The following is a 14,087-nucleotide window of genomic DNA, read 5'->3' as shown; positions in this document are numbered from 1 at the left end:
GCGGCGAATCCCGTCCGTTTCACAAGATCAAATCCGCCATGAACCCAAGAAACCGCCGCATCCGGCGCGACCGAAAGTTTCCGATAGTGGTCATTTTGCGCCCGTATTCGACGTATCCCGCGACAAAACCGACATTATTTTGCTTGTGCAGCATCAAAACGCCCCTTATGTCGGTCCGTGGGACACCCTTCCCCAACGAAGGGCATTTATCTGGAAGGATAGCATCTATGGCTACTCAGCAACCGGCAAACCGCCCGGCGAACCCGCGGTTTTCTTCTGGCCCCTGTGCCAAACCCCCCACATGGAATTTGGATGCTCTGTCGGACGCCGCTTTGGGCCGTTCGCACCGTGCCGCCATCGGCAAGGACAAGCTGAAAGCGGCGATCGAAGGCACCCGTGAGGTGCTGGGCATCCCGGCGGATTACAAGATCGGCATTGTGCCCGCATCTGACACGGGCGCTGTTGAAATGGCGCTCTGGTCGCTGTTGGGCGCACGCGGCGTGGAAATGCTGGCGTGGGAATCGTTTGGGTCCGGCTGGGTCACCGACGTGACCAAACAGCTGAAACTGGAGGCTGTCACCAAGACCGCCGAATACGGCCAATTGCCGGATCTGGCCTCGGTTGATTTTGCCAATGATGTTGTCTTCACCTGGAACGGCACCACCTCGGGTGTGCGCGTTCCGAACGGCGACTGGATCCCGGCGGACCGTGAAGGGCTGACCATTTGTGATGCGACCAGCGCCGCCTTTGCGATGGACCTGCCCTGGGACAAGCTGGATGTGACCACGTTTTCCTGGCAGAAGGTGCTGGGTGGCGAAGCGGCGCACGGGATCCTGATCCTGAGCCCGCGTGCGGTGGAGCGTCTGGAAAGCTACACCCCGGCCTGGCCGCTGCCGAAAATTTTCCGCCTGACCAAAGGTGGCAAGCTGATCGAAGGCATCTTTACCGGCGCGACGATCAACACGCCGTCGATGCTGGCGGTCGAAGACTACCTGTTTGCGCTCGATTGGGCGCGCTCGGTCGGTGGTCTGGAAGGGCTGATCGCCCGCGCCGATGCCAACACTGCCGAAGTGACGAAATTTGTCGAAGCCACCGACTGGATCGACTTTCTGGCCGATGATCCGGCGACCCGGTCGAACACCTCGGTCTGCGTGAAGTTCAACGACGCGCGCATCACCGATGGGGCAACTTTCGCCAAGGCCGTTGCCAAGCGATTGGAAGCCGAAGGTGTGGCGCTGGATGTGGGCGCCTATCGCGACGCACCGGCCGGTCTGCGCATCTGGTGTGGCGGCACGGTGGAAGCCTCTGACGTGGCGGCGCTGATGCCGTGGATCGACTGGGCGTTCAACGCGGAAATCGCAGCACTCTGATCCGGTTCGGATCCTTTTCATAAGATGACCCGCTGGACCCTCGAAAAACTTTAAACTTTCGCCTCTGAGGCTGAAAAAAGTTTAAAGTTTTGGGTCCCGGCCCTTTAAAAACTTTAAAGAATAGGAGCCCAGCACATGGCCCCCAAAGTTCTCGTATCCGACAAGCTTTCGGAAACCGCCGTCCAGATTTTCCGCGACCGTGGCATTGATGTGGATTTCATGCCCGAGCTTGGCAAAGACAAGGAAAAGCTGGCTGAAGTCATCGGCCAATATGATGGTCTGGCGATCCGGTCCGCGACCAAGGTGACCCCGACCATTCTGGAGGCCGCCACCAACCTGAAAGTGGTTGGCCGCGCCGGGATCGGTACGGATAATGTTGATAAAACAGCAGCTTCCAAGAAAGGCGTGATCGTGATGAACACGCCGTTCGGCAATATGATCACCACCGCCGAACATGCGATTGCGATGATGTTTGCAGTGGCGCGTCAGATCCCCGAGGCCTCTGCTTCGACCCATGCGGGCAAATGGGAGAAGTCGAAGTTTATGGGGGTCGAGCTGACCAACAAGACGCTTGGCGTGATCGGCGCCGGCAATATCGGTGGCATTGTTTGCGACCGGGCGCTGGGCCTGAAGATGAAAGTCATCGCTTACGATCCCTTCCTGTCGGAAGAGAAAGCCGCGCAGATGGGGGTCGAAAAAGTCGAGCTGGAAGAGCTGTTGCCGCGCGCGGATTTCATCACGCTGCACGTGCCGCTTCTGGACGCGACCAAGAACATCCTGTCGCGTGAAGCCCTTGAAAAGACAAAGAAAGGTGTGCGGATCATCAACTGTGCCCGCGGCGGTCTGGTGGATGAAGAGGCGCTGGCGGATCTGCTGAAATCGGGTCATGTCGCAGGCGCGGCCTTTGACGTGTTCGCCGAAGAACCCGCCCGCGAGAATGCGCTCTTTGGCCTTCCCAACGTGGTCTGCACCCCGCACCTGGGCGCCGCCACCACCGAGGCACAGGAAAACGTCGCCCTGCAAGTGGCCGAACAGATGTCGGATTACCTCTTGACCGGGGCCGTGCAAAACGCGCTGAACATGCCGTCGGTCACCGCCGAAGAAGCCAAGGTGATGGGCCCGTGGATCAAACTGGCCGAACACCTCGGTGCCTTTGTGGGCCAGATGACCGATGAGCCGATCAAGGCGGTGAACATCCTCTATGATGGTGTCGCGTCTGAAATGAACCTGAAGGCGCTGGACTGCGCCGTGATCGCCGGCCTGATGAAGCCGCAAACCCCTGATGTGAATATGGTTTCTGCGCCGGTTGTGGCGGCGGATCGTGGTATCAAAACCTCGACCACCACGCAGGCCAAGGGCGGGTCGTTTGACGGTTACATCAAGGTGACCGTGGTGACCGAACAGCGCGAACGCTCGATCGCGGGCACCGTGTTCTCGGACGGCAAACCGCGCTTCATCCAGATCAAAGGCATCAATATCGACGCCGAGATCGGCAACCACATGCTCTACACCACCAATGATGACATCCCCGGCATCATCGGCGCGTTGGGGGCCACCATGGGCGAGCGTGGCGTGAACATCGCCAACTTCACCCTGGGCCGGAATGAGGCGGGTGGAGATGCGATTGCGCTTCTCTATGTCGATGCACCCGTGCCGGAAGATGTGCGCCAGGCGCTGCGCGACACCGGGTTGTTCAAGACGATCACGCCCCTGGCGTTTGACGTCTAAAGCGTTGAAATAGAAAGAAAGCCCCGGAGTTTCTCCGGGGCTTTTTTCATGTTACTCGGTGGCTGTACCCGCGTCCAGCAGGCCAGATCTGAACAAGGCCCCGGCGGCAGCGGCACCAAGCACGGGGGCCAAGATGAACAGCCACAATTGGCTGAGGGCGTGCCCACCTGCAAACAGCGCCGGACCAAAAGACCGCGCCGGGTTCACCGACACGCCGGTCACATTGATGCCCACCAGATGGATCACCACCAGGGTCAGGCCAATGGCCATGCCCGCGACGGCACCGGGCGCGCCTGCCCCCGTCGCGCCAAGGATCACGACGACAAACAGGAAGGTGGCGACCAGTTCAAACACAAAAGCGGACACCACATTGTATTCGCCCAGATATCCAGCCCCCCAGCCGTTTTGGCCCAGCCCGGATGCGCCAACGTCAAACCCGCCGCCTTTGCCGCTGGCGATGATGAACAGGATGGTGGCCCCCACCGCGGCCCCGGCCAGTTGCGCAAGGATATAGGTCAGCGCCTTGGTGCTTGGCACGCGCCCCGCAATCACGGCCCCAATGGTCACGGCGGGGTTGATGTGGCAGCCAGACACGTTGCCGATCCCGTAGGCCATGCCGATCAGGGCAAGGCCAAAGGCAAAGCTGATGCCGGCCAGCCCGATATCTCCGCCCGCGATCACGGCCGCACCGCAGCCAAACAGCACCAATGTCATGGTGCCGATAAACTCTGCAACTGCTTGTTTCATCTGGGGTCTCCCTGTTACTAGATACGCATTGGCGCTTACTTTGCGCGGCCTACCGGAATGGGTCGCGGGGAATTTGGGCGCGCACAACACCCCAACGCGCTTGGGGTTTAGCCTGGTACAGGCGAGGAGAGGCCAGACATGACACGGATCTATGCCATCGGCGACATTCACGGCCATCTGGACAAGCTGGTCTCGGCCCATGCGCGGATTGCCGAAGACCGTGCGCGTTGCGGCGATGATACGGCGCCTGTTGTGCATGTGGGGGATCTGGTGGATCGCGGCCCGGACAGTCGCGGGGTGGTCCAATACCTGATGGACGGGCAGGCGCGGGGTGAAAACTGGGTGGTGCTGAAGGGCAATCACGACCGGATGGCGGCGATGTTTTTGCGCGACTATCCGATGGTGGATCACATGCTGCTGCATGACCACAACTGGTTTCACGCCCGCATTGGCGGGGTCGAAACGCTGGGCAGCTATGGGGTGGATGTGCCCGATGGCATTCGTACCTATCAGCTGCACGCCAAAGCCATGGATGCCGTGCCCGAAGCCCATCGCCGGTTTCTTGATGATCTTCCGGTGATGCACCGCATTGGCGATCTGTATTTTGTCCACGCCGGCATCCGCCCCGGTGTGGCGTTGGAGGATCAGGTGGAAGATGACCTGATCTGGATCCGGCAGGAGTTTCACAGTTCAGACGCCGACCATGGCGCGCTGATTGTGCATGGCCACACGCCGGTGAAAGACGTCACTCATTATGGCAACCGTCTGAACATCGACACGGGCGCGGGACATGGCAAAGGCATCGGCGTTGTGGTGATCGAAGGGCGCGAAGCTTGGGTGTTGGGGGCGCAGGGGCGCGCGCCGGTCAGGGCGGCCTTCTAAATGCGCCTCTGATCGGACCAGTCTTCAGAACGGGGCGGCACATCGCGTTTGGCACAAAAAAGCCCCGGCGTTTCCACCGGGGCTTTCTGTCTTCAGACGATGCGTGAATTACGCGTCTTCGTCTTTTTTCTTCTGTTCCGGAACGATCTCTTCGCCGGTTTCCTGATCGACAACTTTCATCGACAGGCGCACCTTGCCGCGGTCGTCAAAGCCAAGCAGTTTGACTTTCACTTCCTGACCTTCTTTCAGAACGTCCGACGGGTGGTTCAGGCGACGGTTTTCGATTTGCGAAACGTGCACCAGGCCGTCGCGCTTGCCGAAGAAGTTCACGAAGGCGCCGAAATCGACGATCTTCACGACCTTACCGTTGTAGATCGCGCCTTCTTCCGGCTCTGCGACAATCGCGTGGATCATCTCATAGGCCTTGTTGATGGCGTCGCCATTCGGGCTTGCGATCTTGATCACACCGTCGTCGTTGATGTCGACCTTGGCGCCCGACACTTCCACGATCTCACGGATCACCTTACCGCCCGAACCGATCACTTCGCGGATCTTGTCGGTGGGGATGTTCATGGTTTCGATGCGCGGGGCGTGGGCGGAAAATTCCTGACGGCCTTCGGTCAGGGCTTTGCCCATCTCTTCCAGGATGTGCAGACGACCGGCTTTCGCCTGGGCCAGTGCCTTTTCCATGATCTCGGTGGTGATACCGGCAACCTTGATGTCCATCTGCAGCGAGGTGATACCCTCTTCGGTGCCTGCCACTTTGAAGTCCATGTCACCCAGGTGATCTTCGTCACCCAGAATGTCGGTCAGAACCGCGTAAGAGCCATCATCTTCCAAGATCAGACCCATGGCCACACCAGCAACCGGCGCTTTCAGCGGCACAGCAGCGTCCATCATCGACAGCGAGCCACCACAAACCGACGCCATCGAAGACGAGCCGTTCGATTCGGTGATCTCGGACACCAGACGGATGGTGTAGGGGAAGTCGGTGGCCGACGGCAGAACCGCCTGCAGTGCACGCCAAGCCAGCTTGCCGTGACCGATTTCACGACGACCCGGAGGGCCAAAACGGCCCACTTCACCAACCGAATAGGGCGGGAAGTTATAGTGCAGCAGGAAGTTGGATTTGTAGGTGCCGGTCAGCGCGTCGATCATCTGTTCGTCGTCGCCGGTGCCCAGAGTGGTCACAACCAGACCCTGGGTTTCGCCGCGGGTAAACAGGGCAGACCCGTGGGTACGCGGCAGGATCCCAACCGAGCTGTCGATCGCGCGCACGGTGTCGAGGGCACGACCGTCGATCCGCTTGCCGGTTTTCACAACGTCACCACGCACAACAGCCGATTCCAGCTTTTTCAGGGCGGTGCCGAGGTTGGCATCTTCCTGTTGCTCTTCGCTCAGGGACGCGATGATCTCTTCCTTGGCGGCCGCGACAGCAGCAACACGTTCCTGCTTGTCGGTGTTGCCGTAAGCGGCGCGGATCTTGTCTTCGCCGGCGGCTTTCACAGCCTCATACAGCGCGCTGTAATCGGCGGGCTGGAAGTCGAAGGGCTCTTTCGCGGCGTCTTCGGCCAGATCGATGATCAGGTCGATTACCGGCTGGATCTGCTCATGCGCAAAGTTCACGGCGCCCAGCATTTCCGCCTCGGACAGCTCATAAGCTTCCGATTCCACCATCATCACGGCGTCTTTGGTGCCGGCCACAACAAGATCCAGACGCTGGTCCGGGTTGTTGCGCAGATCGTGCATGTCGTCGCAGGTCGGGTTCAGAACGTATTCACCGTCTTCATAGCCCACACGGCACCCGGCGATCGGGCCCATGAACGGCGCGCCCGACAGGGTCAGCGCGGCGGAGGCAGCGATCATCGCCACGATGTCCGGGTCATTGACCAGGTCGTGCGACAGAACGGTACAGATCACCAGAACTTCGTTTTTGAAGCCCGGCACAAACAGCGGGCGGATCGGACGGTCGATCAGGCGCGAGGTCAACGTCTCTTTTTCAGTCGGACGTGCTTCGCGTTTGAAGAAGCCACCCGGGATTTTACCGGCGGCGTAGTATTTCTCGTTGTAGTGAACCGTCAGCGGGAAAAAGTCCTGACCGGGCTTTTGCTGGCGCGCATAGGTCACGTTGGCCATGACAGAGGTTTCGCCCAAAGTGGCGATCACCGAACCGTCGGCCTGACGGGCAACCTTGCCCGTTTCCAGAGTGAGGGTTTCTTCGCCCCACTCCATTGATTTCTTGGTTACGTCAAACATCATGTTTTCCTAGCTGGGAGCACTCCCGGCCCTCCGGGTCTCCCGTTTCAATGGCGGCCCCATGCCGCCGACCCCACATATCCATCCAGGCGCCGGGGTCAGGGCGCAAGTCTCAGATGTTTGCGCATTACAGGAAATCAAGGGGTTTGGGAAGGGGGTGCGGATTTGGCAATGGTTTGTTGCCGATTTTGCTGTGGATTTTTTCATCGATGCAGGTGATTTTGGCAGGGCTTGATTAACACGTTTAAAGACTGGTGTTTGAATGATCCGATCCGTCCTGCTGATCCTGTCCCTCTTGGTGGTCCTGCCCGCCGCCCCCGTGCGGGCCGAAGCGCCCGTGCGCATTCTGGCTTTGGGCGACAGTCTGATGTCGTGGAACCGGGCTGGGAAACGGTCCATCGCCGACGTGATGGCGAAAGAATTGGGGGAGCCGGTGAAGAACCGGGCACTGTCGGGGGCGCGTGTGATTTACAATCTGCCTTTGACGGGCGCGATGGGTATGAATATCGGTCGGCAGTTTCGTACCAAGGACCGGCCTGATTGGGTGGTTCTGTCCGGTGGCGGCAATGATCTGTGGTTCGGCTGCGGGTGCAACAAATGCGACCGCAAGATCAACCGCATGGTGTCGAAAGATGGCCGCAAGGGAGAGGTGGTTAAACTTGTGTCCAAGATCCGCAAATCCGGCGCCAAGGTGATCATGCTGGGCTATCTGCGCAGCCCCGGGGCGGGCAGCCCGATTGAAAGCTGCAAAGATGACGGGGATATCTACGAAGCGCGTCTGGCGGCAATGGCCAAGCGCATAGACGGGGTGCATTTCCTGTCAAATGCCGATCTGGTCCCCCATGGCGACCGCAGCTTTCACGGCCTCGACATGATCCACCCGTCGATCAAAGGCAGCAAAGCCATTGGCAAACGGGTGGTGAGGCTGATCCGGCAGGTGGATGAGGCGCGGTAACCCACATTTGTTGGATTACCCTTTCTGACGCATTCGCGGCATTTTCGGCAGGCCAAAGGCTTTGCGGGCGGTGACAAGGCGCAGGTCGTCTGGGTCCATCCCCAACGACAGGATGGTTTCGCGATCAAACCGTTCGCGGGCCAGGGCGCGATCATGTTTGGTGCCAAACAGCCGGTCGATCCAGTTCATGCCGAAGGACACATGGAAGGTCGCGTCGTGGTCCTGGAAATGATGTGCCAGATGGGTGCGCGTTATGTGTTGCCCGAACCAGCCCTTTGGCACGGCCAGATGGGCCAGCGTGTGGCAATATTCGTAAAACGCATAGGCGCTGACCGATCCTGCAAACAGCGCCACATAAGCGGTCAGAAAGGCCCCGGGCAGGCCAAGGAAAGGCCAGAGGATCGCGGTATGGATCACCACGGACAGCGCACCGAATTTCAGCGGATACCAATGATCTCCGCCGGTGAAAAACTCGGGGTTGCTGGGAAATTCGTGATGGCCGATGTGGCTGCGATACAGCTCGTTGAACACACCCTGATCCTGGGGCGGTTCGCGGTGCAGCAGAAAGCGGTGCATAGCGTATTCGACAAAGAACTGCGCGAGGATCCCGTAGCCTACTGCCAGCAATAGCCACGGCGTGAACCAGTAGATCAGCGCAAACACACCCGCCAGCCAGAACGGAAACAGCCGGTGCAGCGTGCCCATATTCATCAAAACCGCCAATGTCGCCTTCATGTTACGCCTCCGATCATGCCCATGATCTGGAAACTCTGGGAAATCTGACCGGCAGGGATCAAGATGGACCCGGCGTAAACTTGACGTAACGGTAAAGAGGATGAGTTGCCCGGCTGGGCGTGTGGTCAACAAAAAAGGGGCCGCCGAAGCGACCCCTTTCCAATTCGGAAAAAACCGAGTTAGCGGCGCAGGCCGAGGCGTTTGATCAGGTCCTGGTAACGGGCCTCATCTTTCGCACGGGCGTAATCCAAAAGCTTACGACGCTGAGCAACCATTTTCAGAAGGCCACGACGACCGTGGTTGTCCTTCTTGTGGGTTTTGAAGTGCTCGGTCAGGGTCGCGATGCGCGAGCTGAGGATGGCAACTTGAACTTCGGGCGAACCGGTGTCGCCGTCTTTGGTGCCGAACTCTTTGATCAGACGAGCTTTTTCTTCAGGTGTAATCGACATCGGGGTCTCCTTTACAAGGTTAAAGTGGATGGCGCAGGCCGGGATGTCGTCCAGCAAGGCCCATGGAGGGACCGGTCCCGTTTCAGGAACCGATGGGCGCATATAGGGGGATTCTTCGCAAATGGCAAAGGGAATCGCAGATCACTTCTTGCCGGTGGTGTTCAGATGATCAATCACCTGTGCCGCCCATTCGCCCAGCACCGGAATGAAATCGACGGAAGACAGCAGCTTCACCACAATCGCCACCAGAATGGTCGCCCCCAAAACCGACCCCAACCCAAAGGCCAGCCCGCGATACAATTGGAACAGACCCAGTTTCCACAGGCTGTCATGCAGCAGAATGAAGCGATGTGAATTCATCCGCCGCACCTCTTCCCGCAGGGCGCGCACCTCGGTCGTCAGGGGGGTGGGATCCGGCGTTTCGGGGCCTGAAGTATCTTCTGAGGGATGTTTTTGCAATGCAGCCTCCGTTAACCTTTTTGTTGTTTTTAAAGGGGAATGTGGCGAATTGTAGCTATATTTCCCTGTTTTTTTGGGGACCAGTTGATAGAATGACCACGAGCGGTTGTGTCTCGCAATGCGATTCTCGCCATGGTGTGTATAGGTGATGGCAGCAAGAACATACAGGTGCCAAGATGCTTTTAGGTCTATTGTTTCTCGGATTGGTTCCCGCGGCTTTTATGGCAGATGGGTTTCTCAATTCTGCTGAAGAGGTTGAACCGGATGAAGAATTTCAATCCGAGTCCAACGGGGATTTCATTGCGGTTGGCGATGATGCTGATGGCGATGATTCCGGCCAGGATGCTGTCGAGACGACAATCGAAGGGGATGGCGCCGAAGAGGTGATTGGCGAAGAGATCACCCCAATTGATGAACCGGGTGAAGGGCTGCCCTCAGCGGCGGATGCCACCCTGCTGGATGGGCTTCTGGCAGAGAACTGCGACGCGATCTACGGATTGCATGAATATGACCTGGTCATGAAAGATCCCGACCCGATGGTTTTGACCGACGAGGCGGATGAGTTCACCGGCTCAAGCGATGGTGTGAAATCGGACGGGGCGTTGGACCTGTTCAACGGCACCCCATTTGTGGAACTGGAAAGCGAAGGCCTGGTTGGTGTGATTGATGCCCAGGGCGGTGATGACACGATCACCACCGGGGATGATGCCAGTTTTGCCTTTGGGGGTGAAGGGGACGACCATATCACCGTGGGCGCTGCCCCGGCCGCCATTTTCGGCGGTGAAGGCAATGATACAATTATTGGTGCCTATACGGCCGATGATGACGATTACTCCGGCTATCTTGATGGTGGCATGGGCGATGACAGTATCGAAGGCGGCGAAGGTGTGGACCTCATCTTTGGCGGCCAGCATGACGAAACCGGCGAAGGGTCAGACAATGACACCCTGTCGGGTGGTGCCGGGAATGACCAGATCTCCGGTGGGGATGGGGCCGATGTGATTTCCGGTGACGAGGGGGATGATATCCTGAACCACATGGGTCACGCGATGGAAAGCAGCGGGGCCGAGCGTAGCAGCTTTGACTGGCATATCGACAATGATCAGGATGTGCTGGACGGCGGTACCGGCAACGATACGCTGATCATTGACCGCGCAGATATTGCCACCGGGGGCGAAGGTGCCGACAATTTCCACCTCTATTTTGATCACGAAACCGGCGAAGGTCACGCGGATGTAACCGATTTCGTGTCCGGCGAAGATTTCCTGCGCGTCACCCTGAACCCCGATGTGGATCCGGACAGTGTTGCGCTGGACGTATCACCATCCGAAGATGGCAATGACGGTGTGGTTTCCGTGAATGGCGAAGTGGTGGCGGTGTTGCAAGGGGCACCAGACGCCACCACAGCGGACATCTACGTTGAAGTCATGGAAGAGGTCTATGTCTGATCAGGTCACACGACTGGATCAGGAACCAGTTCGCCAAAGCATGGGTTTTGTGGCGTAGGCGATATATAGCGGGTGCTTCGGGTGCCCCTCTTTGGTCAGGCCGAGGTGCTGAAGTTCATACCCTTCGGCGCGTAACAGGCGTTCAACCGCCGGGCCGCGTTCCCTATGTGCGCCATGGGTCCCCCATCCGCAAATGATCTGATCCGCCCAGCGGCACCCTTCCATCAATTGCACGTCATTGTCGGGCCCCACCGGGTCCGTCGCCTGCCGCATCAGTTTGGGGTGCGTTTCGCGCCAGGCAAAGATGTTCACCACCCGAAACGCTCCAAACCCCAGCACCCGCGCCCGTCTCTCGCAACGCTCCACCGTCGGGTCGTTTTGCACTTCGGTCGCCTTGGACGGGTTCAGCATGACAAACAGCGCTTTTTTACCCGCAGTGTCCCACACCCGCGTCAGCGAGTAGCGATACTGCTCACAGTCCGAATAGACCGCAGTGCTTGCTGCGTCTTCTTTTTGAAACCTGCGTGTGATCATGGCATGGTTTGACGACGGGACCGCGAAAATTGCAAGCCCCGGAGTGACGTCCTGGCATATCCCTTGCGTTTTTTGTCCAAATGGTCAAAAGTGGTCGCTTCAAGAAAGGATATCCCATGCTGATCGCCGAAATCATCCGCAGAAAACGGGACGGAGCCACACTGACGCAAGACGAAATTGCCGCCATGGTGCATGGCATTTCAGATGACAGCGCAAGTGAAGGGCAGGTGGCGGCCTTTGCCATGGCCGTGTTCTTTCAGGGCATGGCCCCGGAAGAGGCCGCGCAGCTGACCCTGTCGATGCGCGACAGCGGGGATGTCTTCACCTGGCCGGATCTGCCCGGGCCCGTGGTGGACAAACATTCGACCGGCGGGGTTGGCGATAACGTGAGCCTGATGCTCGCCCCGATTGTGGCGGCCTGCGGGGGATACGTGCCCATGATCTCGGGTCGGGGGTTGGGCCACACGGGCGGCACGCTTGACAAGATGGAGGCGATCCCCGGCTACACTGTGACCCCGGACAACGCCCTCTTTGCCAAGGTGGTGAAGGATGTGGGCTGTGCTGTGATCGGCCAAACCGCCAATCTCGCCCCGGCGGACAAACGGTTCTATGGCATTCGCGATGTGACCGCGACCGTGGAAAGCATCCCGTTGATCACCGCGTCGATCCTGTCCAAAAAACTTGCCGCGGGGCTCGGGTCACTGGTCATGGATGTGAAATTTGGCAATGGCGCCTTCATGGCCAGCTATGATCAGGCGAAAGCATTGGCGCAATCAATCACCCGCGTGGCGCGCACCGCCGGCATGCCGTGCCACGCCATCCTGACCGATATGAACCAACCGCTGGCCTCGTCGGCGGGCAACGCGCTGGAAGTGGTCAACGCCGTTGAATTTCTGACCGGGGACAAGCAGGATGCGCGCCTGCGCGAGGTAACATTGGCCCTCTGCGCTGAAATGCTGCTGACCGCCGGTGTGCAATCCGATCGTGACACTGCCCTGTCCGCTGTCACGGACGCCCTGACCAGCGGCAAAGCGGCCGAGGTTTTTGCCCAAATGGTGGCCGCCCTTGGGGGTCCGACCGACATCCTGACCGATTATAAAACCGGCCTGCCCACGGCCAAGAAAATCACGCCGGTGCCCGCGCCAAACAGCGGGCATATTCGTGCGATTTCCACCCGTGACATTGGCTTGGCCGTGGTCGAGCTGGGGGGCGGTCGCCGGGTGGCCTCTGACAAGGTGAACCCGTCGGTTGGTCTGACGGACCTTCTGGATCTGGGTGTGCAGGTGGAAAAGGGAGATCCGATTGCAATGATCCACGCCGATGATGACGCCAGCGCTGCGCGCGCCGCGGATCAGGTGCTGGCCGCCTATGAGATCGGCGACGCCCCCGCCGCAACGCCCGCGCTGCAAGAGGTCATCGAGGGATAGGCAGGGCTTATCCCTTCTTTTCCTGGGCGCAAATATCCCGGGGTGAGGCCGGACTCGAAGAGGGGGGGGCGAGGGGCAGAGCCCCTGCCGAGCGAAGCGAGGCCACCGCCAAGCGGTGGCGCCTTGTAAAGGCAACAGCGCGCGGCAGCCCTGGCTTACTGATTGAACACGCGGCTGGGGTGCAGCTCACCCGAGCGGAAGATCCCAACCGCCACGGCCTTGCCGTCAAACGATGCCCAGGCCTCGTCGCCATATTCCACGTCTGAACTCAGCACCATACCCGGGTTGCCATGGCGCAACCGGGTGGCGCCTTCAGCGGTGCAGCGCAGCTCGGGCAATTCAAACAGCCCCTCTTCCAGCGGCAACAGATACTGGTCCAACTCGCCGGTTTTGGCGAGCTCCTCGACCAGATCCATCGACACGCCATCCTCGGCCTCAAACGGACCAGACCAGATCCGGCGCAGCTCGCGCACATGCCCCAAGCACCCAAGCGCCTCGCCCAGATCCCGGGCAATCGCCCGCACATACCCGCCTTTGCCGCAGGTCATTTCCAGCGTCACGTGGTCTTCGTCTTCCCGCTCGACCAACGCCAGTTCCTCGACCCAAAGGGGCCGCGCGGCAATTTCGAAATCCTCATCATCACGCGCCAGTTTATAGGCCCGCTCGCCATCGATTTTCACTGCCGAGAATTTCGGCGGCACCTGCATGATCTGCCCAGTGAACTGCCCAAGGGCGGCTTCGATTTCGGCGTCGGTGGGGCGGGTGGACGCCTCGGCAATCACCTCGCCTTCCGCGTCATCGGTATTGGTGGCCTGTCCCAACCGCACGGTAAACCGATAAGCCTTCAGCGTGTCGGTCACGTAAGGCACGGTCTTGGTCGCTTCTCCCAGTGCCACGGCCAACACGCCGGTGGCCTCGGGGTCCAGGGTCCCGGCATGGCCTGCCTTCTTGGCGTCCATCGCCCAGCGGACTTTGTTCACCACGGCGTTCGAGCTGATCCCGGCGGGTTTATCGACCACCAACCAGCCGTGAATGTCGCGTCCCTTGCGTTTGCGTGCCATGCGCTTGTCCCATAGGTGCTATAGCCAGCGGGGCTG

The 14,087-nt window shown here is 59.5% G+C and carries 15 protein-coding genes; 7 read left to right on the top strand and 8 right to left on the bottom strand.

Annotation, left to right across the window (positions count from 1 at the left end; all coding sequences use genetic code 11):
* Positions 1-19: 19 nt before the first annotated feature.
* On the bottom strand, positions 20-154 hold the full coding sequence (locus ACP15V_RS05280; protein ID WP_424942613.1) for a hypothetical protein: 135 nt from the start codon (positions 152-154) through the stop codon (positions 20-22).
* A 73-nt stretch (positions 155-227) separates the two neighbouring features.
* On the opposite strand from ACP15V_RS05280, the gene ACP15V_RS05275 reads away from it, so the two are divergent.
* Together ACP15V_RS05275 and serA are read left to right on the top strand one after the other, a co-directional pair.
* Positions 228-1,370: a phosphoserine transaminase gene (locus ACP15V_RS05275; protein ID WP_424942612.1), complete on the top strand. Its 1,143-nt coding sequence runs from the start codon at positions 228-230 to the stop codon at positions 1,368-1,370.
* A 135-nt stretch (positions 1,371-1,505) separates the two neighbouring features.
* Positions 1,506-3,098: a phosphoglycerate dehydrogenase gene (gene serA, locus ACP15V_RS05270; RefSeq protein ID WP_424942611.1), complete on the top strand. Its 1,593-nt coding sequence runs from the start codon at positions 1,506-1,508 to the stop codon at positions 3,096-3,098.
* A 51-nt stretch (positions 3,099-3,149) separates the two neighbouring features.
* Here the strand turns inward: serA and ACP15V_RS05265 are convergent, their stop codons facing one another.
* A complete protein-coding gene (locus tag ACP15V_RS05265; RefSeq protein WP_424942610.1) occupies positions 3,150-3,845 on the bottom strand; it encodes an aquaporin in 696 nt (231 codons plus the stop codon).
* Between the two features lie 138 nt (positions 3,846-3,983).
* Here ACP15V_RS05265 and ACP15V_RS05260 point away from each other — a divergent pair, with 138 nt between their 5' ends.
* On the top strand, positions 3,984-4,727 hold the full coding sequence (locus ACP15V_RS05260) for a metallophosphoesterase family protein (protein ID WP_424942609.1): 744 nt from the start codon (positions 3,984-3,986) through the stop codon (positions 4,725-4,727).
* A 108-nt stretch (positions 4,728-4,835) separates the two neighbouring features.
* Here ACP15V_RS05260 and pnp read toward each other — a convergent pair whose 3' ends face one another.
* Positions 4,836-6,983 carry a polyribonucleotide nucleotidyltransferase gene (gene pnp / locus ACP15V_RS05255; RefSeq protein ID WP_424942608.1) on the bottom strand — a complete coding sequence of 716 codons (2,148 nt, stop codon included), beginning with the start codon at positions 6,981-6,983 and terminating at the stop codon, positions 4,836-4,838.
* A gap of 61 nt (positions 6,984-7,044) precedes the next feature.
* On the opposite strand from pnp, the gene ACP15V_RS05250 reads away from it, so the two are divergent.
* Both ACP15V_RS05250 and ACP15V_RS05245 read left to right on the top strand, forming a co-directional pair.
* Positions 7,045-7,218, top strand: a complete 174-nt coding sequence (locus tag ACP15V_RS05250; protein ID WP_424942607.1) for a hypothetical protein — start codon at positions 7,045-7,047, stop codon at positions 7,216-7,218.
* 27 nt (positions 7,219-7,245) lie between these two features.
* Positions 7,246-7,938 carry an SGNH/GDSL hydrolase family protein gene (locus ACP15V_RS05245; RefSeq protein ID WP_424942606.1) on the top strand — a complete coding sequence of 231 codons (693 nt, stop codon included), beginning with the start codon at positions 7,246-7,248 and terminating at the stop codon, positions 7,936-7,938.
* Between the two features lie 15 nt (positions 7,939-7,953).
* Here the strand turns inward: ACP15V_RS05245 and ACP15V_RS05240 are convergent, their stop codons facing one another.
* The 3 genes from ACP15V_RS05240 to ACP15V_RS05230 form a co-directional block, all read right to left on the bottom strand.
* Positions 7,954-8,673, bottom strand: coding sequence for a sterol desaturase family protein (locus tag ACP15V_RS05240; protein WP_424942605.1), 720 nt, complete (start codon positions 8,671-8,673; stop codon positions 7,954-7,956).
* 179 nt (positions 8,674-8,852) lie between these two features.
* The gene (gene rpsO, locus ACP15V_RS05235; protein WP_091431856.1) at positions 8,853-9,122 is read right to left on the bottom strand and encodes a 30S ribosomal protein S15; all 270 of its coding nucleotides are present in this window, start codon (positions 9,120-9,122) and stop codon (positions 8,853-8,855) included.
* Positions 9,123-9,263: 141 nt separating this feature from the next.
* Positions 9,264-9,581, bottom strand: a complete 318-nt coding sequence (locus ACP15V_RS05230) for a DUF5665 domain-containing protein (protein ID WP_424942604.1) — start codon at positions 9,579-9,581, stop codon at positions 9,264-9,266.
* 221 nt (positions 9,582-9,802) lie between these two features.
* On the opposite strand from ACP15V_RS05230, the gene ACP15V_RS05225 reads away from it, so the two are divergent.
* Entirely contained in the window at positions 9,803-11,029 is a 1,227-nt protein-coding gene (locus ACP15V_RS05225) for a calcium-binding protein (protein WP_424942603.1), read from the top strand.
* An 18-nt stretch (positions 11,030-11,047) separates the two neighbouring features.
* Here ACP15V_RS05225 and ACP15V_RS05220 read toward each other — a convergent pair whose 3' ends face one another.
* Positions 11,048-11,563 carry a DUF1643 domain-containing protein gene (locus tag ACP15V_RS05220; protein WP_424942602.1) on the bottom strand — a complete coding sequence of 172 codons (516 nt, stop codon included), beginning with the start codon at positions 11,561-11,563 and terminating at the stop codon, positions 11,048-11,050.
* A 116-nt stretch (positions 11,564-11,679) separates the two neighbouring features.
* Between ACP15V_RS05220 and deoA the strand changes: the two genes are divergently transcribed.
* Positions 11,680-12,990 (top strand): thymidine phosphorylase, encoded by a 1,311-nt coding sequence (gene deoA / locus ACP15V_RS05215; RefSeq protein ID WP_424942601.1) that lies wholly within the window; start codon positions 11,680-11,682, stop codon positions 12,988-12,990.
* Positions 12,991-13,145: 155 nt separating this feature from the next.
* On the opposite strand, the gene truB is transcribed toward deoA, so the two are convergent.
* Complete coding sequence (gene truB / locus ACP15V_RS05210; RefSeq protein ID WP_424942600.1) at positions 13,146-14,051, bottom strand: tRNA pseudouridine(55) synthase TruB; 906 nt, start codon at positions 14,049-14,051, stop codon at positions 13,146-13,148.
* Positions 14,052-14,087 lie beyond the last annotated feature (36 nt).

Source organism: Aliiroseovarius crassostreae (assembly GCF_049803815.1).
In the GTDB taxonomy this organism is placed as follows: domain Bacteria; phylum Pseudomonadota; class Alphaproteobacteria; order Rhodobacterales; family Rhodobacteraceae; genus Aliiroseovarius; species Aliiroseovarius crassostreae_A.
Note: the sequence above shows the minus strand (reverse complement) of the source record. Positions and strands in the feature narration are given on the sequence as shown.